Origin of the sequence: Methylibium sp., assembly GCF_965279545.1 — a bacterium.
GTDB lineage: Bacteria > Pseudomonadota > Gammaproteobacteria > Burkholderiales > Burkholderiaceae_C > Methylibium.
This window is the reverse complement of the sequence record NZ_OZ257250.1, coordinates 613264-632183: the sequence shown is the minus strand read 5'-3', so window position 1 is coordinate 632183 and position 18920 is coordinate 613264. Positions and strand designations below refer to the sequence as shown.

20 protein-coding genes and 1 pseudogene are annotated in these 18920 nt (G+C 66.2%); 14 read left to right on the top strand and 7 right to left on the bottom strand.

What is annotated here, in order from left to right:
• Position 1: 1 nt before the first annotated feature.
• Genes ACQY9S_RS02975 through ACQY9S_RS02965 form a run of 3 tightly spaced genes read left to right on the top strand, consistent with a single transcriptional unit; the run spans position 2 to position 2114 of the window.
• Positions 2-505: a peptidylprolyl isomerase gene (locus tag ACQY9S_RS02975; protein ID WP_428423086.1), complete on the top strand. Its 504-nt coding sequence runs from the start codon at positions 2-4 to the stop codon at positions 503-505.
• Positions 506-519: 14 nt separating this feature from the next.
• Positions 520-1344 (top strand): UDP-2,3-diacylglucosamine diphosphatase, encoded by an 825-nt coding sequence (locus ACQY9S_RS02970; protein WP_428423085.1) that lies wholly within the window; start codon positions 520-522, stop codon positions 1342-1344.
• Complete coding sequence (locus ACQY9S_RS02965; protein WP_428423084.1) at positions 1341-2114, top strand: zinc-dependent peptidase; 774 nt, start codon at positions 1341-1343, stop codon at positions 2112-2114. Before ACQY9S_RS02970 ends, ACQY9S_RS02965 begins: the two co-directional genes overlap by 4 nt.
• A gap of 64 nt (positions 2115-2178) precedes the next feature.
• Here the strand turns inward: ACQY9S_RS02965 and clpA are convergent, their stop codons facing one another.
• Positions 2179-4485: an ATP-dependent Clp protease ATP-binding subunit ClpA gene (clpA, locus tag ACQY9S_RS02960; RefSeq protein ID WP_428423083.1), complete on the bottom strand. Its 2307-nt coding sequence runs from the start codon at positions 4483-4485 to the stop codon at positions 2179-2181.
• Entirely contained in the window at positions 4482-4838 is a 357-nt protein-coding gene (clpS, locus tag ACQY9S_RS02955) for an ATP-dependent Clp protease adapter ClpS (protein WP_428423082.1), read from the bottom strand. The genes clpA and clpS overlap by 4 nt, the downstream gene beginning before the upstream one ends.
• A 194-nt stretch (positions 4839-5032) precedes the next feature.
• On the opposite strand from clpS, the gene ACQY9S_RS02950 reads away from it, so the two are divergent.
• Positions 5033-5287 carry a cold-shock protein gene (locus ACQY9S_RS02950; RefSeq protein WP_428423081.1) on the top strand — a complete coding sequence of 85 codons (255 nt, stop codon included), beginning with the start codon at positions 5033-5035 and terminating at the stop codon, positions 5285-5287.
• Between the two features lie 146 nt (positions 5288-5433).
• Here ACQY9S_RS02950 and ACQY9S_RS02945 read toward each other — a convergent pair whose 3' ends face one another.
• Positions 5434-5685, bottom strand: a complete 252-nt coding sequence (locus tag ACQY9S_RS02945; RefSeq protein ID WP_428423080.1) for a hypothetical protein — start codon at positions 5683-5685, stop codon at positions 5434-5436.
• 325 nt (positions 5686-6010) lie between these two features.
• Here ACQY9S_RS02945 and ACQY9S_RS02940 point away from each other — a divergent pair, with 325 nt between their 5' ends.
• Positions 6011-6256 carry a hypothetical protein gene (locus ACQY9S_RS02940; RefSeq protein WP_428423079.1) on the top strand — a complete coding sequence of 82 codons (246 nt, stop codon included), beginning with the start codon at positions 6011-6013 and terminating at the stop codon, positions 6254-6256.
• Between the two features lie 20 nt (positions 6257-6276).
• Here the strand turns inward: ACQY9S_RS02940 and ACQY9S_RS02935 are convergent, their stop codons facing one another.
• Positions 6277-7821, bottom strand: a complete 1545-nt coding sequence (locus ACQY9S_RS02935; protein ID WP_428425567.1) for a methyl-accepting chemotaxis protein — start codon at positions 7819-7821, stop codon at positions 6277-6279.
• Positions 7822-8064: 243 nt separating this feature from the next.
• On the opposite strand from ACQY9S_RS02935, the gene ACQY9S_RS02930 reads away from it, so the two are divergent.
• Positions 8065-8283 carry a DUF3606 domain-containing protein gene (locus ACQY9S_RS02930; protein WP_428423078.1) on the top strand — a complete coding sequence of 73 codons (219 nt, stop codon included), beginning with the start codon at positions 8065-8067 and terminating at the stop codon, positions 8281-8283.
• A gap of 65 nt (positions 8284-8348) precedes the next feature.
• On the opposite strand, the gene ACQY9S_RS02925 is transcribed toward ACQY9S_RS02930, so the two are convergent.
• Positions 8349-9308, bottom strand: coding sequence for an MBL fold metallo-hydrolase (locus ACQY9S_RS02925; RefSeq protein WP_428425565.1), 960 nt, complete (start codon positions 9306-9308; stop codon positions 8349-8351).
• A gap of 217 nt (positions 9309-9525) precedes the next feature.
• On the opposite strand from ACQY9S_RS02925, the gene ACQY9S_RS02920 reads away from it, so the two are divergent.
• Complete coding sequence (locus tag ACQY9S_RS02920; RefSeq protein WP_428423077.1) at positions 9526-10059, top strand: hypothetical protein; 534 nt, start codon at positions 9526-9528, stop codon at positions 10057-10059.
• A 48-nt stretch (positions 10060-10107) separates the two neighbouring features.
• On the top strand, positions 10108-10572 hold the full coding sequence (locus ACQY9S_RS02915; protein ID WP_428423076.1) for a DUF3761 domain-containing protein: 465 nt from the start codon (positions 10108-10110) through the stop codon (positions 10570-10572).
• 341 nt (positions 10573-10913) lie between these two features.
• Here ACQY9S_RS02915 and ACQY9S_RS02910 read toward each other — a convergent pair.
• A pseudogene (locus ACQY9S_RS02910) lies at positions 10914-11261 on the bottom strand (transposase); the annotation flags it as partial.
• Between the two features lie 90 nt (positions 11262-11351).
• Between ACQY9S_RS02910 and ACQY9S_RS02905 the strand changes: the two are divergent.
• From ACQY9S_RS02905 to ACQY9S_RS02880, 6 genes are all read left to right on the top strand, one after another.
• Complete coding sequence (locus ACQY9S_RS02905) at positions 11352-12203, top strand: glycosyltransferase family 2 protein (RefSeq protein ID WP_428423075.1); 852 nt, start codon at positions 11352-11354, stop codon at positions 12201-12203.
• Positions 12184-12483: a hypothetical protein gene (locus tag ACQY9S_RS02900; protein ID WP_428423074.1), complete on the top strand. Its 300-nt coding sequence runs from the start codon at positions 12184-12186 to the stop codon at positions 12481-12483. The genes ACQY9S_RS02905 and ACQY9S_RS02900 overlap by 20 nt, the downstream gene beginning before the upstream one ends.
• Positions 12484-12508: 25 nt before the next feature.
• Positions 12509-13369, top strand: a complete 861-nt coding sequence (locus ACQY9S_RS02895) for a hypothetical protein (RefSeq protein WP_428423073.1) — start codon at positions 12509-12511, stop codon at positions 13367-13369.
• 46 nt (positions 13370-13415) lie between these two features.
• On the top strand, positions 13416-14807 hold the full coding sequence (locus ACQY9S_RS02890) for a hypothetical protein (RefSeq protein WP_428423072.1): 1392 nt from the start codon (positions 13416-13418) through the stop codon (positions 14805-14807).
• Positions 14804-16222, top strand: coding sequence for a DUF3179 domain-containing protein (locus ACQY9S_RS02885; protein ID WP_428423071.1), 1419 nt, complete (start codon positions 14804-14806; stop codon positions 16220-16222). Before ACQY9S_RS02890 ends, ACQY9S_RS02885 begins: the two co-directional genes overlap by 4 nt.
• A gap of 256 nt (positions 16223-16478) precedes the next feature.
• The gene (locus ACQY9S_RS02880; RefSeq protein WP_428423070.1) at positions 16479-17957 is read left to right on the top strand and encodes a hypothetical protein; all 1479 of its coding nucleotides are present in this window, start codon (positions 16479-16481) and stop codon (positions 17955-17957) included.
• 109 nt (positions 17958-18066) lie between these two features.
• Here the strand turns inward: ACQY9S_RS02880 and ACQY9S_RS02875 are convergent, their stop codons facing one another.
• Entirely contained in the window at positions 18067-18912 is an 846-nt protein-coding gene (locus tag ACQY9S_RS02875; RefSeq protein WP_428423069.1) for an MTAP family purine nucleoside phosphorylase, read from the bottom strand.
• Positions 18913-18920 lie beyond the last annotated feature (8 nt).

The following is an 18920-nucleotide window of genomic DNA, read 5'->3' as shown; positions in this document are numbered from 1 at the left end:
CATGACCAAGACCATCGAACTGCACACCAACCACGGCGTGATCCGCGCCGAACTCGACGAGGCGAAGGCGCCGAACACCGTCGCCAACTTCCTGGGCTACGTGAAGGCCGGCCACTACGACGGCACGGTGTTTCACCGCGTCATCAAGGGCTTCATGCTGCAGTGCGGCGGCTTCGAGCCGGGGCTGAAGCAGAAGGCCACGCAGGCGCCGATCGCCAACGAAGCCAACAACGGGCTGAAGAACGACAAGTACACGCTGGCGATGGCGCGCACCAACGCGCCGCACTCGGCCACGGCGCAGTTCTTCATCAACGCGACCGACAATGACTTCCTGAACTTCAAGTCGGAGAGCCCGCAGGGCTGGGGCTATGCCGTGTTCGGCAAGGTGGTGACCGGCACCGAAGTGGTCGATGCGATCGAACGCGTCAAGACCGGCCGCCAGGGCGGCCATGACGACGTGCCGCTCGAGGACATCGTCATCACGCGCGCGGTCGAGATCGCCTGAAGCCTGCCGAGGCGATGGCGATGCCGCAGTCCGCTGCGCCGCTGCCGCACTTCGGGGCGTTCGAGGCACCCGCCGGGTGGCGCGCGATCGACTTCATCTCCGACCTGCACCTGCAGCCCAGCCACCCGCGCACCTTCGAAGCGTTCGCGCAGCACCTGCGCCACACGCCCGCGGACGCGGTGTTCATCCTCGGTGACCTGTTCGAGGTGTGGGTCGGCGACGACGCGCGACACGAAGGCTTCGAGCACCGGGTCGTCGAGGTGTTGAAGGACGCGGCCGGCCGGCGCAGCCTGGCCTTCATGGCGGGCAACCGCGACTTCCTGGTCGGCGCGGCGCTGCTGCAGGAATGCGGCGTGACGGCCCTGCCCGACCCGACCGTGCTGCGCGCCTTCGGTGAACAGATCTTGTTGACGCACGGCGATGCGCTGTGCCTCGAGGATGTCGAATACCAGCGCTTCCGGGCGGTCGTGCGCACCGAACAGGCCCGCAGCGACTTCCTGGCGCGGCCACTGGCCGAGCGCCGCGCGCTGGCGGCCCACATCCGCGCGGCGAGCCTGCAGCACCAGCAGCGCGACGGCCGGCCCGAGACCTGGGCCGATCTCGATGCCGGCGCCACGGTGCAGTGGATGCGCGCAGCCGGCACGCCGCTGCTCGTGCACGGACACACCCACCGGCCGGCCACACAGGAGCTGGCGCCCGGCTTCACGCGGCACGTGCTGAGCGACTGGGAGCTCGACGATGGCGGCAGCCCGGTGCGCGCCGGCGTGCTGCGGTTCAGCGCCCACGGTCTGCAGCGGATGGCGCCGTCCTGCGGCCCCGCCCTCGACTCCACACCGTGATCGCGCGCTGGTGGCGCCGCCAGCGCGAGGCCCGCACGCTGCGCACGCGCGCCATTCCTGCCGGCCTGTGGCAGCTGACGCTGCAGCGCTATCCCTTTCTCGCGGCGCTGGACGGCGCCGGGGGGGAACGCCTGCATTCGATGGCAACGCTTTTCCTCGCGCGCAAGGAGTTCACCACGGTCGGCGGCCTGGCGCTGAGCGACGAGATCGCGGTGGCGATCGCCGCCCAGGCCTGCCTGCCGGTGCTCGAGCTCGGCCTGGCGGCCTACGACGGCTTCGTCGGCATCGTGGTGCATCCCGACGAGGTGGTCGCGCAGCGCGAACACACCGACGAGCACGGCGTGGTGCACCGCTACGAGGAAGTGCTGACGGGCGAGGCCATGGAGGGTGGGCCGGTGATGCTGTCGTGGCGCGACGTGGCCGAGGCCGGCGTCACCGCCGAGCGCGGCTACAACGTCGTGATCCACGAGTTCGTGCACGTGCTCGACATGGCCGACGGGCTGGCCGATGGCGTGCCGCCGCTGCCCGACCGCAAGGCGCGCGCCCACTGGCTGCAGGTGCTGGAAGCCGCCTACCAGCGCCTGTGCCAGGCACTCGACGCCGGCCGCGAGCCCTTCCTCGACCCCTATGGTGCCGAGGCGATCGAGGAGTTCTTTCCGGTGGCCGCCGAGGCCTTCTTCGTCGCGCCGCACGAACTGCGCGAGGAGCACCCGGCGCTGTACGAGTTGTTCTGCGGCTATTTCCGGCAGGACCCGGCCGCCCGCGCCTGACGCCGGTCGCAAAAAACAAACGGGGAGCCGAAGCTCCCCGTATGCCGCAGCGGCGTGAACCCCGTCAGTCGGCGGTTGCCGGCTCGGCCTTGGGCTTGTCGCTCTTCTTCCACGGCGTGATGTCGAGCACCGGCTGACCGTCGGCATCGATGTCGACCGACAGGCGCCCGCCATCGACCAGCTGACCGAACAGCAGCTCGTCGGCGAGGGCCCGACGGATGGTGTCCTGGATGAGCCGCTGCATCGGCCGCGCGCCCATCAGCGGATCGAAGCCCTTCTTCGCCAGGTGCTTGCGCAACGCGTCGCTGAAGGTCACGTCGACCTTCTTCTCGGCCAGCTGGCTCTCGAGCTGCAGCAGGAACTTGTCGACCACCCGCAGGATGATCTCCTCGTCCAGCGCCTTGAAGCTCACGATCGCGTCGAGCCGGTTGCGGAACTCCGGCGTGAACAGGCGCTTGATGTCGGCCATCTCGTCGCCCGCCTCGCGCGAGTTCGTGAAGCCGATGGTCGACTTGTTCATCGTCTCGGCGCCCGCGTTGGTGGTCATGATGATGATCACGTTGCGGAAGTCGGCCTTGCGCCCGTTGTTGTCGGTCAACGTACCGTGGTCCATGACCTGCAGCAGCACGTTGAAGACATCCGGGTGCGCCTTCTCGATCTCGTCGAGCAGCAGCACGCAGTGCGGTTTCTTCGTGATCGCCTCGGTCAGCAGGCCGCCCTGGTCGAAACCGACATAGCCCGGCGGCGCGCCGATCAGGCGGCTCACCGTGTGGCGCTCCATGTACTCGGACATGTCGAAGCGCACCAGCTCGATGCCGAGGATGAAGGCCAGCTGCTTCGCCGCCTCGGTCTTGCCGACGCCGGTGGGGCCGCTGAACAGGAAGGAGCCGATCGGCTTGTCCGGCTTGCCCAGGCCCGAGCGCGCCATCTTGATGGCCGACGCCAGCGCTTCGAGCGCCGGGTCCTGGCCGAACACCACGCTCTTGAGGTCGCGGTCGAGGTTCTTCAGCTTGCCGCGGTCGTCGTTGCTGACGCTCTGCGGCGGAATGCGCGCGATCTTCGCGACGATGTCCTCGACCTCGGCGCGGGTGATGGTCTTCTTCTGCTTGCTCTTGGGCAGGATGCGCTGCGCTGCGCCGGCCTCGTCGATCACGTCGATCGCCTTGTCGGGCAGGTGGCGGTCGTTGATGAACTTGGCCGACAGCTCGGCCGCGGCCTGCAGGGCACCGAGCGCGTACTTCACGCTGTGGTGCTCCTCGAAGCGCGACTTCAGGCCCTTGAGGATCTCGATCGTCTGCTCCACCGACGGCTCGACCACGTCGACCTTCTGGAAGCGCCTCGAGAGCGCCGCGTCCTTCTCGAAGATGCCGCGGTACTCGGTGAAGGTGGTCGCGCCGATGCACTTGAGCTGGCCCGAGCCGAGCGCCGGCTTCAGCAGGTTGCTTGCATCCAGCGTGCCACCCGATGCCGCACCGGCACCGATCAGGGTGTGGATCTCGTCGATGAACAACACCGCGTGCGGCTGGTCCTTGAGCGCCTTCAGCACACCTTTCAGCCGCTGCTCGAAGTCGCCGCGGTACTTGGTGCCGGCCAGCAGCGCGCCCATGTCCAGCGAGTACACGGTGGCGTCGGCCAGGATCTCGGGCACGTCGTTCTCCGTGATGCGCCAAGCCAGGCCCTCGGCGATCGCGGTCTTGCCGACACCCGCCTCGCCGACCAGCAATGGGTTGTTCTTGCGCCGGCGGCACAGCACCTGGATCACGCGCTCGACCTCGTGCTCGCGACCGATCAGCGGATCGATCTTGCCGTCGCGCGCGAGCTGGTTGAGGTTCTGCGTGAACTGATCCAGCGGTGAGCCCTTGCCCTCGCCGGCCTCTTCCTTCTCGCCTTCACCGCTGCTGCCCTCGCTGCCCTTCGCGGGCTCGGGCGGTTCGGACTTCTTGATGCCGTGGGCGATGAAGTTCACCACGTCCAGACGGGTGACGCCCTGCTGGTGCAGGTAGTAGACCGCGTGCGAGTCCTTCTCGCCGAAGATCGCGACCAGCACGTTCGCACCGGTCACTTCCTTCTTGCCGGAGCCGGTGGACTGCACGTGCATGATCGCGCGCTGGATCACGCGCTGGAATCCCAGCGTCGGCTGCGTGTCGACCTCGTCGGAGCCACCCACGGTCGGCGTGTTCTCCTTGATGAACTGCGTCAGGCTCTTGCGCAGGTCGTCGACGTTGGCCGAGCAGGCGCGCAGCACCTCCGCCGCAGAGGGGTTGTCGAGCAAGGCGAGCAGCAGGTGCTCGACGGTGATGAATTCGTGACGCTGCTGGCGCGCTTCGACGAACGCCATGTGCAGGCTGACTTCCAGTTCTTGCGCAATCATGCGGCCTCCATAGTGCATTGCAACGGGTGCCCCGACCGCTTCGCGGCAGCGAGCACCGACTCGACCTTGGTCGAGGCGACATCTTTCGTGTAGACGCCGCACACGCCCCGACCCTCATGGTGGATTCTGAGCATGATTTGCGTCGCCGTCTCGAGATCCCGCAAGAAGAATTCCTGCAGGACCATCACGACGAACTCCATCGGCGTGTAGTCGTCGTTGAGCAGCACCACCTGGTACATCCGGGGCGGCTCGACGCGTGCCGTCTGCCTCTCGACGACGACCGCGCCCTGCCCGTCGTCCGGCTTCGCAGCCGGCGGCTTCGGGGTCGGTGACAGAGGTTTGTCGTCAGGCATGGAAATGATTCTATCGAGAGGACGCGGGCGACTCTCATGCGGGTCAATATGACACCACAGAGACTGAAGACAAGTCCCCTTGCGCAGGTCGGCGCCCATTCTTTGTCGATCCCCGTTCCTCCGTCACGGCCGGCGCTGTCTTGACAGCCCCCCTAGCGCTGCTCAAAATCGATCGTCCAGGTTGGGGGCGGTCCATGGTCAATGGCACGGTCAAGTGGTTCAACGATGCCAAGGGTTTCGGCTTCATCGAGCCCGAAGGTGGTGGAGAAGACGTGTTTGCGCACTTTTCGGCCATTCTGATGGACGGCTTCCGGACCCTGAAACAGGGTGCACGGGTCAGCTTCGATCTGGTCGATGGCCCGAAGGGCAAGCTGGCGCACAACATCGCGCCGCTGGATGGTTCGGTTGCCGTCCTGGTGGCCGCGCAGCCAGCCACCGCCGAACGCTGAACCCGTCGGGCGAAGCGCCGGCCGACCCCGGGGCGAGCGGCTTCCCCGATGCCGGCGGTCCGCGCCGCAGCCTCCCGCGCTGCACCGGTCGAATCGAAATCAAGCATTTCCGTGCACCGCGGAGGAGCCCTTCGCACCGCTGCGGTTCAGCCCGGGCGCCGATGGCCGCTGCGGAGATGCGCCGCCTCCTGGAGTTCGGCCAGCAAGTCTCCGGACAGGGCATCGAGCGGACTCTCCGACACCTCCAGCCCCTGCCGCAGATCGAATGAGGACGCCAGCCAGTTGCTTGCCTGCGCCGCCTCCGTGCCGCCGTCCCGGGGATCGATTGCGGCGTGCTCGGCCTCCTGCACCGGGACCGGAGCCGGGGTCGAGCGGTGTTTGGGCCTGAAGAATGCCATTCGTCTCTCCTTCCATCGCGGTGCCACTTGTGGGCGTCCCCACTGCGTAAGCATTGCAGATGCCAGCCTTCCGGGTGCCCCCTGCACCGAGGGGCAAGGCGTGCGAACGGCGCCGGGGTGTGACTTGCGGCCGCCGGTCTCCCCGAGGCGGGCCGACCCGGTCGCAGGTCGAGGGCGAATGGAGGCGCGGCCGACGAGGCGACGGTGAGCGCTCGGGTCTCGTCCTTCGGCCGGTGCAGTTGGAGCCCGGCCGCTTCCCCCGGCTTGACGTGGACGCTGCCGCCGCGACCGGCGAGCGGCGTCACGGGCAGGCACACTGCGCCCCATGGACACGCTTTCCTCGCTGCAGTCGCTCGGCCTCGAGCTGCCCGGCCCGGCCTACCTCTTCGGCGCCATCGTGTTCGGCCTGATCGGCCTCGCCGCTTTCCGCAGCGGCCGCAAGAGCGGGCACCGCACGAGGCTCTGGTTGGGCGTCGCGCTGATGGCCTATCCGTACGCCGTCTCGGCCACCTGGCTGCTCTACATCGTGGGTCTGGCGCTTTGCGCCGGGATCTACTTCGACCGCAGCTGACCCGCCGCGGCACCCGCGCCCTAGCGGAACACGCTCACGGCCTCGACCAGCCGCTGGGCCTGCTGCTGCAGGCTCAGCGACGCTGCAGCGCTCTGCTCGACCAGCGCCGCGTTCTGCTGCGTGATCTGATCGAGGTGACCGATGGCGGTACCGACCTGAGCGATGCCGCTGCTCTGCTCATTGGTGGCCGAGCTGATCTCGCCGATGAGGTCCGACACGCGCCGCACCTGCGCCACGATGTCGTCCATCGTCTTGCCGGCATCGTCGACGAGCTTGGCGCCCGTTTCCACCTTCTCGACGCTGGCGCCGATCAGCATCTTGATTTCCTTGGCCGCTTCGGCGCTGCGCTGGGCCAGGCTGCGCACCTCGCTGGCAACCACGGCAAATCCCCGGCCTTGTTCGCCGGCACGGGCCGCTTCCACCGCCGCGTTGAGCGCCAGGATGTTCGTCTGGAAGGCCAGCCCGTCAATGACGCCGATGATGTCGGCAATCTTCTTCGAGCTGCTGGTGATATCGCCCATGGTCGAGACCACGTCCGCCACCGCACTGCCGCCGCGCGTCGCGGCTGCGCTGGCGGAGCTGGAGAGCTGGTTCGCCTGCATCGCGGTGTCGGCATTGTTCTTCACTGTCGCGGTCATCTGCTCCATCGACGAGGCGGTTTCCTGAACGCTCGACGCTGCCTGCTCGGTGCGCGAGCTGAGGTCGTGATTGCCCTGGGCGATCTCGGTCACGGCCGTTTGCACCGTCATCACCTGCTGGCTCACGTCATCGATGAGCCAGCGAAACATCAGGCCGAGCTGACTGATCGTTCGCAGCGTCATACCGATCTCGTCGACCCGGTTCATGTGGACGGCCTTCTGGCTTTCGCCGGAGGCCACACGCAGCGCCTGCTGCAGCAGTTGCTCGAGCGGACGCGAGATCTGCGATTCCAGCCACCACGCCGCCAGCAGCGACAGCGCGGCGGCAACCGCGGAAAAAGTGCCGAGCGCAGCGCCCGTCAGGCCGAGCGCCCAGGCGCCGGCGACCATCGCCGGCGCCAGCGTCAGCAGCGTCAGGCGCAGACGCCAGCGGACCGACATCGTCTGCAACGCCGAGGTCCAGCCGGCCAGTCCGGTGCGCAGGATCAGCCCCTTGTGGAACTTGCGGTTGCCGGCCTTGCCTTCGCGGAAGTCGCGGTACAGGGCTTCGGTGGCAGCGATCTCCTCGCGCGAGGCCTTGGTTCGCACCGACATGTAGCCCGCGGGCTGGCCGTTGCGGACCACCGGTGTCGCGTTCGCGCGCACCCAGTAGTGGTCGCCGTTCTTGCGACGGTTCTTCACCAGCGCGGTCCAGGGCTCGCCACCCTTGAGCGTGTTCCACATGTCGGCGAACGCTTCCTTGGGCATGTCGGGATGGCGCACCAGATTGTGCGGCTGCCCTTGCACCTCCTCCCGACTGAAGCCGCTGACGTCGATGAAGGCGGCGTTGGCGTAGGTGACGTGGCTCTGGGTGTCGGTGGTCGACATCAGCGTCGCGTCGTCGGGGAATTCGTACCCGCGCTGGGTCACGGGCTGGTTGTCGCGCATGGTCGGGACTTTCTTCGAGAGTTTGTTCCGGCAGGCACAGCGCACTGCCTGGGGATATGGTCTGCCGAAAAATAAAGGGTAAACCCTTGGAATAGCGACCGTTTCCAGCCGCACATCCGCCGGCCGGCCGCGGGCGTCGAACGATCCCATGGCTGCAGCCGGACCGGCGTTGGCCGCCGGCGGGAATTCCACGCGGCGGATGACAGTCACATAATCAGCGTCATCGCTCCGAAGGAGACTGCAATGGCAGCCGAAGCAAACGCGTCTTCCATCGCGTCGTCCGCACGCATCGACCTGCTGCGTGACGTCGATGTTGCCTACTGGTGCAGGGTGCTGGATGTCGATCACACCCAGCTGCGACGGGCGGTCCAGCAGGTGGGGCCGCGGGCCGAGTCGGTGGTGCGCTACCTGCGGCGTCTGACGCCGGCCCCGGCGCCGGAATACGATGCGCCGGGCGGTTGACCCCGCCCGCCGCCCATCGAATACCCCCGCTCAGATCATGAAGGGGGATGCGTCAGGAAGCAGGCTCAGGGTTTGGTGCTGTAGTTGACCGGCACCCAGACGTAGCCTTTGCCGTCGGCGCGCAGCCGGCCGATGCCGGGAAACGCCACATGCGCGAGGGCGACGTAGTAGCCCTCCCTGGCCGCTTCGGCAAAAGCCTTGCGGCGCTGTGGCAACGCGAGCTTGGAGTCGACGTCGAACTTGATGACGACCGACGGGTCGGGAAACTGCACCGCGGCCACGTGCATCAGGTCACCCCAGACGACGAGCTTCTGAGCCTTGCTCTCGATGATGTAGAACGTGTGGCCCGGCGTGTGGCCGGGTGCGGCAAGCGCACGCACGCCGGGCGCCAGCTCCGTACTGCCTGAGAAAGGCTGCAGGCGGCCGGCGTCCCGATAGGGTTTGACGGCCTCCATCGCGCGCACGAAGAAGCCTTTCGTCTCGTCGGGCGCCTTGGCCATCTGTTCGTTGCTGAGCCAGTAATCGGCCTCACGCTGGTCGAAGCGAACCGTCGCGTTCGGGAACGCCGCCTCGCCCTGTGCGAGCAGGCCACCGACGTGATCGGGATGCAGGTGGGTGATACAGACCTCGTCGATCTGCTCGGGCTGGTAGCCGGCTGCTTTCAGATGGCCCAGCAGCTTGCCCAGCGTCGGGCCGAACAGGCCCGCGGCGCCCGTGTCGATGAGGATCAACCGGGACCCGGTATTGATCAGGTAGGCATTGACCGAGGTCTCGACCGGCACGCCGAGATAGGCGCGTTGCAACGCGCGCTGCACCTGGCCTGGTTTGGCGCCGCTCAGCAGCTTGTCGACGGGCAAGTCCACGGTGCCGTCGGACAAGGCGGTCACCTCGAAATCGCCCAGCATCATCCGGTAGTAGCCGGGCGCCTGGGTCTTCTGCTGCGGCGCGGCAGCATGGCCCGCGCTGACCAGGCCGCCGGCGGCCAGCGCAAAGACAAGACAGAGAGCGGCAATTCTTCGTGGCATCGTGCTTCCCCATGATCCGGTACCGACCAGGCAGAGTGTGCAGCTTCGGGGCGTTGCGCGAAGCCCCGCCGGGTCCAAACCCCCAACCGCACCAAGGAACAACAGAGCTGCCACAACAGCCTCCCGACATGCTCAGGCGATAAGCTGAGAACAGCGGGGCGGTCGGTTGCCTTTGCGTCAGCCCCGGGCTCGGCTTTCCCTCTTCAAGGAGCACACCATGGGTTTCGATCTCGGCAGCCTGCTGTCCCAGTTCGTCGGCGCAGGCACGGCCGCCAACGCGCCCGACCACTTTGCGCAGGTCGCGCAGAACGCCCCGCCCGACCTGTTGAGCCAGGGGCTGGCGGCCATGTTCCATTCCGACCAGACGCCCCCCTTTGCGCAGATGGCAGCGCAGTTGTTCGGCCAGTCCAATCCCAGCCAGCAGGCCGGCATGCTCAATCAGCTCCTGAGCAGCATGGGGCCGGCCGTGCTGGCCTCGCTGGCGAGCGGCGCCGGTGGCGGCGCGCTGAGCGGCCTCCTCGGTCAGTTGACGCAGGGCGGCGGCGCGCCGGCCGCCATCACGCCGGAACAGGCGTCCAGGCTCACGCCCGAACAGGTCCGGCAAATTGCCGACCATGCCGAACAGCACAGCCCGGGGATCATCGACAAGATGAGCGGCTTCTACGCCGAGCATCCCGGGCTGATCAAGACCCTGGGCAGCGCCGCGCTCACGATCGCCCTGGCCAAGATGGCGCAGAACCATCGGGGTTGAGCCCTGTCGGCGCGCCAGGATTCCTCACCCCCCACTGGAAAAAGAACGATGAAATTCGCTGTCGCTTCCCTCGCGCTGGCCGCCGGCCTCGTTGCGTCGATCTCCGCCCTGGCACAGGCACCTGCGGCGGCACAGGCCGGCTCGACCGGCCTGTGCAAGGATGGCTCCTACACCTCCCACGACACGAAGAAGGGCGCCTGCTCCGGCCACAAGGGAGTGAAAGACTGGTACGGCGGCGCACCAGCCTCCGCTACCGCCCCGGCCCCAGCCACCGCGCCTGTCGCAACGGCAGCTGCGAGCAAACCGCTCGCCCCTGCAGCCGCCCCCACGAAGACCGCGGCCGCTCCGGCGGCTGGCGGCGGTCCGGGCCAGGTCTGGGTCAACAGCGGCACGAAGGTCTATCACTGCCCGGGCGCCAAGTACTACGGCAAGACCAAGCAGGGCGAGTACATGACCGAAGCGGCGGCCAAGGCCGCCGGAAACCACGCCAACCACGGTAAAGCCTGTTCCTGATCCGCGTCGCGGGAACCGCGCAGACCGATCGGGACCTGGAGCCTGCGAGTCAGCGCAGGTTTGTCGACGACGGCAGACCATTTGATCAACCGGCGACGATGGGCAACAAGAAGCCCCAGGCAAATCAATGCACTGGGGCTGTTCAGACGGCTACCGGCGACTGCCGGCAACTACATCACATATGGTCGCAAATCGGGCTGCAACCCGCGCCAGACAACGCTTCCGAGATCCCGGCCTGATCCGAATCCTCCACTTTTCCCTCTATTCGGACGGGATGTAGTGAGAAACACCTGGTTGGCTTCGCTGACCATCGCTTTGTAGGCCCTGCGATCACTCTAGTGTCATGAGTTAAAAGTTCGCAGACAAAATCTCTCGATACTCCCGAGGATGTCGTCGGCGGTCTTGGACCAGACGAACGGTTTTAGGTCGTTGTTATTGACCTTGATGTAGTGCCGGATCGCCTGCTCCAGTTGTCGCGCAGAGCGATGGGTGCCTCGGCGGATGTACTTCTGAGTCAACGTGGCGAACCACCGCTCGACCTGGTTCAGCCACGACGCGGAAGTCGGTGTGAAGTGGACCTGGAAGCGGGGATGCCGGGCGAGCCAGTTCTTGATGCTCGGCGTCTTGTGCGTACCGTAGTCGTCCATCACCAAGTGAATGTCGAGCATGGCCGGTACATTGGCTTCGATGCCGCAAGGACTCCGCTGCACAGGCATTGATGAGGAAACGTTGAGACTTCCGTGATGTATTGAAAAGCTCGCTCGCGTCTACTGGCTGGCATGGCAATCTTCCATCACCCGGTGGCTTCGCGTGAGCCAGCCGACCCACCGCTTGCCAAGTCGCACAAGGCGCCACGCTTGCGTGTCAGTGCGATCATTCCGGCCCGCGACGAGGCCTTGTGCCTTGATGCGATCATTCGCAGCCTGCTGCGGTTGCGCACGCAGGACCAGCAGGTGCTGATCTTTGAGGTGGTAGTCGCCGATAACGGCTCGACCGATGCCACCGGCCAGGTAGCGCGCGATGCTGGTGCCCGAGTGATCGAAGTTCCGCAGCCCGGATACGGCCAGGCCTGCTGGGCCGCGGTGCAGGCGAGCGATGGCGACGTGCTGCTTTTTGTTGATGGTGACGGTGCAGCTGACCCGCAGGACGCCTTCGCGCTGCTCGCTGCCCTCGAAAACAGCGCCGACCTGGTGATTGGCCTTCGGCAGAGTCCGGACGCAGGGGCGATGAGCCCACCGCAGCGGTTTGGCAACGCGCTGGCGTGCGCGCTGATGCGGTGGCTGTGGCGCATGCCGGCCACCGACCTAGGCCCGTACCGTGCCATTCGCCGCGCCACTTTCGATGCGCTCGACATGCAAGACCGCGGCTTCGGCTGGACGGTGGAAATGCAGGTGCGCGCCCACGGCCTCGGGCTGCGGGTGGCCCAACTTCCCGTGCAGTGGCATGCGCGCAGCGCCGGCGCCTCAAAGATCAGCGGCACGCTGCGCGGCGTGCTCGGTGCAGGCATCGGCATCCTCGGAATGATCACCCGCCTTTGGTGGCGCGAACGAACGCGACCACGGCACCCTGTCTCTCATCTCGTCTTATCTCACCCCACAGAAGGAGCTGTTCATGAATCGAAAGAGTTTTAGATCAACTGCATCCGCCGCGTTGCTGGCGCTGACGACTGGCCTTGCCTTGGCCTCAGGCTCTGACAGCGGGGGAGCGGCCGAAACCGGCGACGCCGCCGCCTACAACACCGGCAAGGGCGTCTACTCCGCCAAGCTGGCGTGCAGCGGTTGCCCAATGGCGGGCAAGAGCCTGGACTCCGGTATGGCGCGCGAGCTGTTGAGCAACAGAAAAGGCGTGACGCTCAGCGCCGAGGAATCGCAGGCGCTGGAGGTCTATCTCAAGCGCCGCTTCAAGCTCTGACACGACCTTGGCAACTGGACTCAACATGACAAAACCCCCGATTCGAGCCCTGCTGACCGCGACATTCTTGGCCCTTCCGTTGGTCGCTCTGGCCGAGGGCGCCTCGCCTTGGCTGCCGATCCCTGGCCAGCTTTCGCTGACGCTGAACCAGACCGAGCAAAGCGGCAGCGATGCGTACATCGGTACCACCAAACTGTCTGCGGCCGCGATCACCGGAGGTGCCGCGTCGAAGTTCCAGCGTTCGACCACCAACGTGCGTCTGGGTTACGGCCTGGCCGACGCGGTCTCGCTCGACGCAACGATCGGATACAGCAAAGTCAAAGCCGGTGCCGCTGATAGTGACAGCGGCCTGACCGACTCCGTGATCGGCGTCAGTTGGCGCGTGCTCGATGAATTCGAACAGCCCGCGTTGCCCACCTTGACGCTGCGCGGCGCGGCGATCCTCAAAGGCAACTACGACGGAGCGCGCCTGGCCGCCATTGGCAACGATCAAAATGGCATTGAACTGGCTGTGCTGCTGGGCAAGCAGATCACACCGAGCTTCGCGCTGTGGACCGAAGTGGGTGTGCAGAATCGATCAGGCAGCGTGCCCAATGCAAGGTTCTATGAGGTCGGCGCCCGGTATCGCTTCGCGCCGCAGTGGAGCGCCAGCCTGGGTTATGGCGGCAAAAAGTATGGCGGCAATCTGGACATCGGCGGCCCCGGCTTCTCGCCGGCCCGCTTTCAGGATGTGCGGGCGGAGCGCGAACTCGTCAAGCTCGGGGTGGGCTATGCCTTCGCCAGCAACCAGGGCTTGGCTTTGAACTACGCTAAGGCACTGAGCGGCGGCCGCAACACGGTCAAGGATGATCAGATCATCGGCTTGTCCTACACCTACGGGTTCTGACGAACCCGGCGCCGGGTGGCGTGGCCTCGCGGTCGCGCTGCTCGGCGTGGCCCAGGCCCTCACGCTGGTGGCCGCGAGTGGCGCGCCGCCGGGCGCTCAAATGGCGGCCGTGTTGATCAGCGCCAGCCTGGGTGGTGCAGCCTTGTTGTGGGTTGCTTGCGAGCGGCGTTTCGAGCGCCTGCCGGTGGCCGCCGTACTCGGCTTGGCGCTCGTGCTGCGACTGATTGCAGCGCAGGCTTCACCCCTGCTCGAAGACGACCACTACCGCTACCTGTGGGACGGCATGCGAACCGCCACCACGCTCGACCCCTACCGCCTGCCTCCTGCGGCGTTCTTCGGCCAGGTCGACCTGGCGGCGCACTGGCAAGACATCCTTGGCGGCATCAACAACCCGGACATTCCCACGATCTACGGGCCCGTGTTGCAATGGCTCTTCGCGCTGGCCCACTGGATCTCGCCAGGACGGCTGGGTGCCTTGCAGGCCCTGCTGCTGGTGGCCGACATGGCCGTGTTGTGGGTGCTGATGGGCCAGGGCATGGCAACGCGCTGGCTGCTGGCTTATGCGCTGCATCCTCTGGTGCTGAAGGAGGCGATCGCGAGCGCGCACCCCGACGGTCTGGTGGCATTGGCACTTTTGCTGGTGCTGACCGCCTGGCGGCAGCGCGCAGCCGCGCGGGTCGGCGTGATGCTGGGCTTGGCCGTGGGCACCAAGATTGCCGCGCTGGTGGTTCTGCCTTTGCTGCTGCTGGCCCCGGCGAAGCAGCAAAGCGCTGCGGCTCCGGTGGCCGCCGCTGCGCGATGGGCGTTTCGGCTGGGCTTGGGCTTTTGCGCCACCCTGGCCGTGCTCTATGCCCCGTTCATCCTGAACGGCGGCAGCGACGCTTCTGCGCTGGGCATCTTTGGCAGCCGGTGGCGCTTCAACCCGCTGTTGTATCGCGCGGTCGAAGTACTCGTGCCCGCAGCTGCCGCGCGTACGCTGGCAGCGGCATTGATCGTTGCCGGCATCGCGGTGCTGTGCTGGCAATGGCAACGCCAGGCCCGTTGCGCAGCGGCTTGCGGCAGCACCTGCCCGCTGCCGCCGGTCGACCTGGCCTTGGTGCTGCTCTTGCTGTTTTCGCCCGTCGTCAACCCCTGGTACTGGCTGTGGGCGCTGCCGCTCTCGACCTTCTTCGGACGCGGCTGGGTTGTTGCTGGCAGTGTGATGGCCGCCGTGTCGTACCTCAACAGCACCGTCTTGTTCGAGGCTGGCGTTTGGGCGGCGCACGGCACCGTCGCCGCACCCTACAGCGTGCCCTGGCCGCTCGCAGCGTTTCAAATGGCTGTGCTGTTCGGTGCCTTCGCCGCCGTTCGCGCCCGCAGCAAGGCGCTTGCCCGAGTGCGAGCGGCGCGATCAGGTGCCTGCCCAAGCTCATTCGAAACCAAGGGGAGACCTTCATGATCCGCATCCGAGCCCTGCAATTCACCCTGATGTGCTCGGTTTTGCTGGCGACCGTGGCCAGCCTGGCCGCCACGGAACCTGACGGCAGCGCGCCGCCCAAGCAAACGGCCCGCCCCGCGGCAACTCGTCAGGCGCAACTTCCGCTCGGCGTGTTCACGGCGGTGATTGGCGACGACGAGAAGGAGGCACTCGCGGCGCTCGCGCGCATTGAGCAGAGCTGGCACGAATCGTCCGCGGCGATGCTGATCGAAATGATCCACTTCGCGCCGAGCCGCCGAGTCCTCCATGCCTTGATTGCCCTGATCGAAAAGAAGTCAGGACGGTCCTTCGATGGCGACATCAATGCCTGGTACGAATGGCTTTGGTCGGCTGAGCGAGCGGTTCATCCTGACTATGCCGAATTCAAGGCCTGGTTGTATGAAGCGATCGACCCGCGCTTCCGCGAATACTTCCAGCGGCGCCCCAAGTCGATCATCCGTCTCGACGAGATCCGTTGGGGCGGCGTGCGCCGCGACGGCATACCGCCGCTGAAAAACCCGGCCATGATCACGGCGGGCGAAGCCGGCTGGCTTCAGGATTCGGACGTAATCTTCGGCGTTGCGGTCAACGGCGACGTGCGGGCGTATCCCAAGCGCATCCTGGCCTGGCACGAAATGTTCAAGGACCGCATCGGCGGCCGCGAACTGGCGGGCGTGTACTGCACGCTGTGCGGCGCGCTGGTGCTGTATGACACAACTGTCGACGGGGTACAGCACGAACTCGGCACCAGCGGCTTTTTGTACCGATCGAACAAGCTCATGTACGACCATGCCACCAAGTCGCTGTGGTCGACGCTGACCGGCACACCCGTGGTCGGTCCACTCGTCGGCAAAGGTATCGAGCTCAAGCCACTGTATGTCGTCACAACCACTTGGAAGGAATGGCGCACGCGCCACCCCGGCACCCAGGTGCTGTCGCTCGAGACGGGCCATCGGCGCGACTACAGCGAAGGCGCGGCCTACCGCGAATACTTCGCTACCGACCAGTTGATGTTCACCGTTCCCAAGCACGATGAGCGCTTGCCGAACAAGGCGGAGGTACTGGCGCTGCGCCTGCCGCAAGCGCAGCGCGAAGCGTTGGCCATTGCCGCCGACTTCTTGGTCACCCACCCGGTCTATCACACGCGCATGAGCAGCGTGAACATGGTGGTGTTCACTGATGCCAGCGGCGCCAATCGCGTCTACGAATCACGCGAGACGACGTTCACGAGCTGGGACAACATGGCGAGCGCACGCGACAGCTTGGGCAATGCCTGGCGGGTGGACGAGTCCCAGCTCACCGCGCCGAACGGCCAGACCTTGAAGCGGCTGCCGGCGCACCGGGCGTTCTGGTTTGGCTGGCACGCCGCGTTTCCGGAGACGCGGCTGGTCAAGTAGCGACCACCCGCGTCGCCGTTGCCGCAGCACCGCACCGGACCAATTGCCGTTGGGGCAGAGCGAACCAGCGGGAGGGTCGACACGACGCGAGTGATCTGCAAGCGTGCCGTACAGCGTGGCGCGCAGTGGGCGGGGTTGCGAACGAGAACAAATTGTCCACCTCTCGCCAGAACTCGGTGACACATCCATGAGTTCCGGGCGGCAGGATGCTCTGGCGTCGGCGCTCGCTTGCGCGCATTCAACACAGGAGTAGTCAATGAAGAATTCACACTTGCTTCGAGCGTCAATGCTCACCGCGTCGCTGTCTCTTCTTGGTGGGGCCATCTTTGCCACTCAGGTTGCGGCGCAATCCCATCGCGGATTGTTTGCGCAGAAGTATCAGCAGAAGGCCGATCAGGACGATCAAGCCGACCAACGCGACAACAAGCGCGAGATCGTCGACTTCGTCAACCGCGGCGACATCAAGCCGCTGCCGGCCCCGCTCAAGAAGCGGCTGATCCGCCTTGCCAAGCGTCCCCATACGTTTTTGCCGATGACCCTGTTTTCGGAGGCCGCACAATCGAGCCTGCTGTTCCAGTACTACCTGCTCGACACCACCGGCTTTCAACCCAACGTCTTCACGAGCGTGGTGCCGGGCATCAACGACACCGCCATCGCCACCGCAGCCAACGCCGCCAACGGCGGCCTGCCCACCGTCGGAGCGGTTCGCCTCGCACTCGAACCCAAGCCCGGACTGCCCACGGATCCCAATGACCCCCGTGCGTTCATCGACATCTTCACCGACATCTCAGGGCTGTTTGTCATCAACAACGAAGCCGGTTGGTACGAAGGCTGGATGATTCAGGACATTCCGGTGCCGGCCATCGCGTCAGCGAAGGCCGATGGCACGTCGCAGTTTGGCAGGATCACTCCGGCCGATGCCGCTGCACTGGCCGCAATGGGCGACGGCAACAACCGGCCCGGCAATGTCTTCACGGTCGACGGCAAGGCGGCGCGCTTCCCGACCGCCGGTGACCGTTTCCCTGACCTTGGCAAGAACACCATCGCGCACCCGGTCAGCATGGGCGCCTACAACGCCATGCAGCAAAGCGACGTGCATTCATACTGGGAATTCAACGCCGGAACCAACTGGGTGTTCCCGCATTACGAGGTGATCTTCACCGGGGGCGTTCCCGGCACCTACGCAGCGGGGCTGCAGTACAACAATCTGAAAGACCTGCGCACGGTCATCCCCGGCTCGGGGCCACGCGGCGTGACCAACGACAAGATCGCCTACGGCGACAACCCCAACGATCCGCGCGACCCGGACCGAACCGAAGCGACGAACCCGGCCCAGGCCGAGAAGCGGCTGCGCATCGTGCCCAGCGCAGTCGACCTCGAAGTGTTGTTCGACGTCTTCCTGCGAAGCAAGTCCTTCCGCCCGGATGTCGCCGACACCGCGGAACGGTTCTTCCTTGCCTATGCCCACGAAGTGGCCAAGGTGGACAAGAACGGCGACGGTGTCATCTCGTTCGAGGAAGCCAATATCAACGGAACCTCGGACGGCCTGCCCAACACCCGCCTGTACCTGCCTCCCAGCGCCTTCAACCGCTTCGCGATCACGCGTGAGTTGAACGACGGCTTGCTCGCCCCCCGCTTCGCGCCGAGCGAGCGCGGCTATGTGCTCAGCGGGTTCCTCACCCGCCTGCGCAATCCCGCCGGCGCATCGGTGCCCGAGGATGCCGACCTGCGCTGACGGCCGGTAGCATGGCGCGCATTGGCAGCTGGTACGCGGCCATGAGGCCGAGTCTTCAAGCCACCGTTGACCGCACGATGCTCATCCGGGCATCACGGCAGCTGCGCGGCTATTGCCGCAGCACGGACAACCAACTGAACTGCGCCGGCGTGAGCGCCGCATCGGGCGTCAGCATGGCCGATTGCAGCGCCGTTCGAATCGTCAGCTCAGGGGTGGGCACCGGCTGCGCCAGCCAATGGTCGAGCAGGCGGCGCGCGGTGGCCAAGCTCTGCCCATACAGCTCGAAAATCCCCGAAACGCTGACGTGGCGCGCCGGGTCTTCCAGCCAGCAGTCGTAGTCGGTGACGATGCCCACGGTGGCGTAGGCCATTTGCGCCTCCCGTGCCAAGAAGGCCTCGGGTACGTTGGTCATGCCCACCAGATGGCAGCCGGCCTGGCGCAGAAACAGGCTCTCGGCCCGGGTGCCCAGGCGAGGGCCCTCGACACAGGCGTAGGTCAGGCCGCGGTGCAGCGTGATGCCGAGCAACTGCGCTGAGGCCGCTGCGGCATCGACCAGCGCGGCGCTGACCGGATTGGCGGTCGATACATGCGCCGCCACCCCATGGCCGAAGAACGTGCGCTCGCGCGTACCGCGCGTCCAGTCGAAATATTGCTCCGGCATCGCCAGATCACCCGGCGCGATGTGCTCGGCGAGGCTGCCCACCGCCGAGAAGCCGAGCACCATGGTCGCACCCGCGCGCTTCAGCGCGAAGATATTCGCGCGGTAGTTCACCTCATGCGGCAACAGGCGGTGACCCGCGCCGTGGCGGGCCAGGAACAGCAGCGACTGATTGCCGATGCGGCCGCGCACCACCGAGCCCGACGGCACGCCGAACGGCGTGCTGCCGTCGATGCGCTGTTCGATCTGCATGCCTGCCAGATCGTACAGACCGGTGCCGCCGATGATTGCAAGCATGGTGTTCA

Coding starts and splice junctions, on each gene's coding strand:
- clpA (WP_428423083.1), bottom strand. CDS start 4,485: ATGATTGCGCAAGAACTGGAAGTCAGCCTGCACATGGCGTTCGTCGAA.
- ACQY9S_RS02945 (WP_428423080.1), bottom strand. CDS start 5,685: ATGGCATTCTTCAGGCCCAAACACCGCTCGACCCCGGCTCCGGTCCCG.
- ACQY9S_RS02895 (WP_428423073.1), top strand. CDS start 12,509: ATGACAAAACCCCCGATTCGAGCCCTGCTGACCGCGACATTCTTGGCC.
- ACQY9S_RS02880 (WP_428423070.1), top strand. CDS start 16,479: ATGAAGAATTCACACTTGCTTCGAGCGTCAATGCTCACCGCGTCGCTG.
- ACQY9S_RS02905 (WP_428423075.1), top strand. CDS start 11,352: ATGGCAATCTTCCATCACCCGGTGGCTTCGCGTGAGCCAGCCGACCCA.
- ACQY9S_RS02975 (WP_428423086.1), top strand. CDS start 2: ATGACCAAGACCATCGAACTGCACACCAACCACGGCGTGATCCGCGCC.
- ACQY9S_RS02875 (WP_428423069.1), bottom strand. CDS start 18,912: ATGCTTGCAATCATCGGCGGCACCGGTCTGTACGATCTGGCAGGCATG.
- ACQY9S_RS02935 (WP_428425567.1), bottom strand. CDS start 7,821: ATGCGCGACAACCAGCCCGTGACCCAGCGCGGGTACGAATTCCCCGAC.
- ACQY9S_RS02885 (WP_428423071.1), top strand. CDS start 14,804: ATGATCCGCATCCGAGCCCTGCAATTCACCCTGATGTGCTCGGTTTTG.
- ACQY9S_RS02930 (WP_428423078.1), top strand. CDS start 8,065: ATGGCAGCCGAAGCAAACGCGTCTTCCATCGCGTCGTCCGCACGCATC.
- ACQY9S_RS02915 (WP_428423076.1), top strand. CDS start 10,108: ATGAAATTCGCTGTCGCTTCCCTCGCGCTGGCCGCCGGCCTCGTTGCG.
- clpS (WP_428423082.1), bottom strand. CDS start 4,838: ATGCCTGACGACAAACCTCTGTCACCGACCCCGAAGCCGCCGGCTGCG.
- ACQY9S_RS02970 (WP_428423085.1), top strand. CDS start 520: ATGGCGATGCCGCAGTCCGCTGCGCCGCTGCCGCACTTCGGGGCGTTC.
- ACQY9S_RS02920 (WP_428423077.1), top strand. CDS start 9,526: ATGGGTTTCGATCTCGGCAGCCTGCTGTCCCAGTTCGTCGGCGCAGGC.
- ACQY9S_RS02925 (WP_428425565.1), bottom strand. CDS start 9,308: ATGCCACGAAGAATTGCCGCTCTCTGTCTTGTCTTTGCGCTGGCCGCC.
- ACQY9S_RS02950 (WP_428423081.1), top strand. CDS start 5,033: ATGGTCAATGGCACGGTCAAGTGGTTCAACGATGCCAAGGGTTTCGGC.
- ACQY9S_RS02900 (WP_428423074.1), top strand. CDS start 12,184: ATGAATCGAAAGAGTTTTAGATCAACTGCATCCGCCGCGTTGCTGGCG.
- ACQY9S_RS02940 (WP_428423079.1), top strand. CDS start 6,011: ATGGACACGCTTTCCTCGCTGCAGTCGCTCGGCCTCGAGCTGCCCGGC.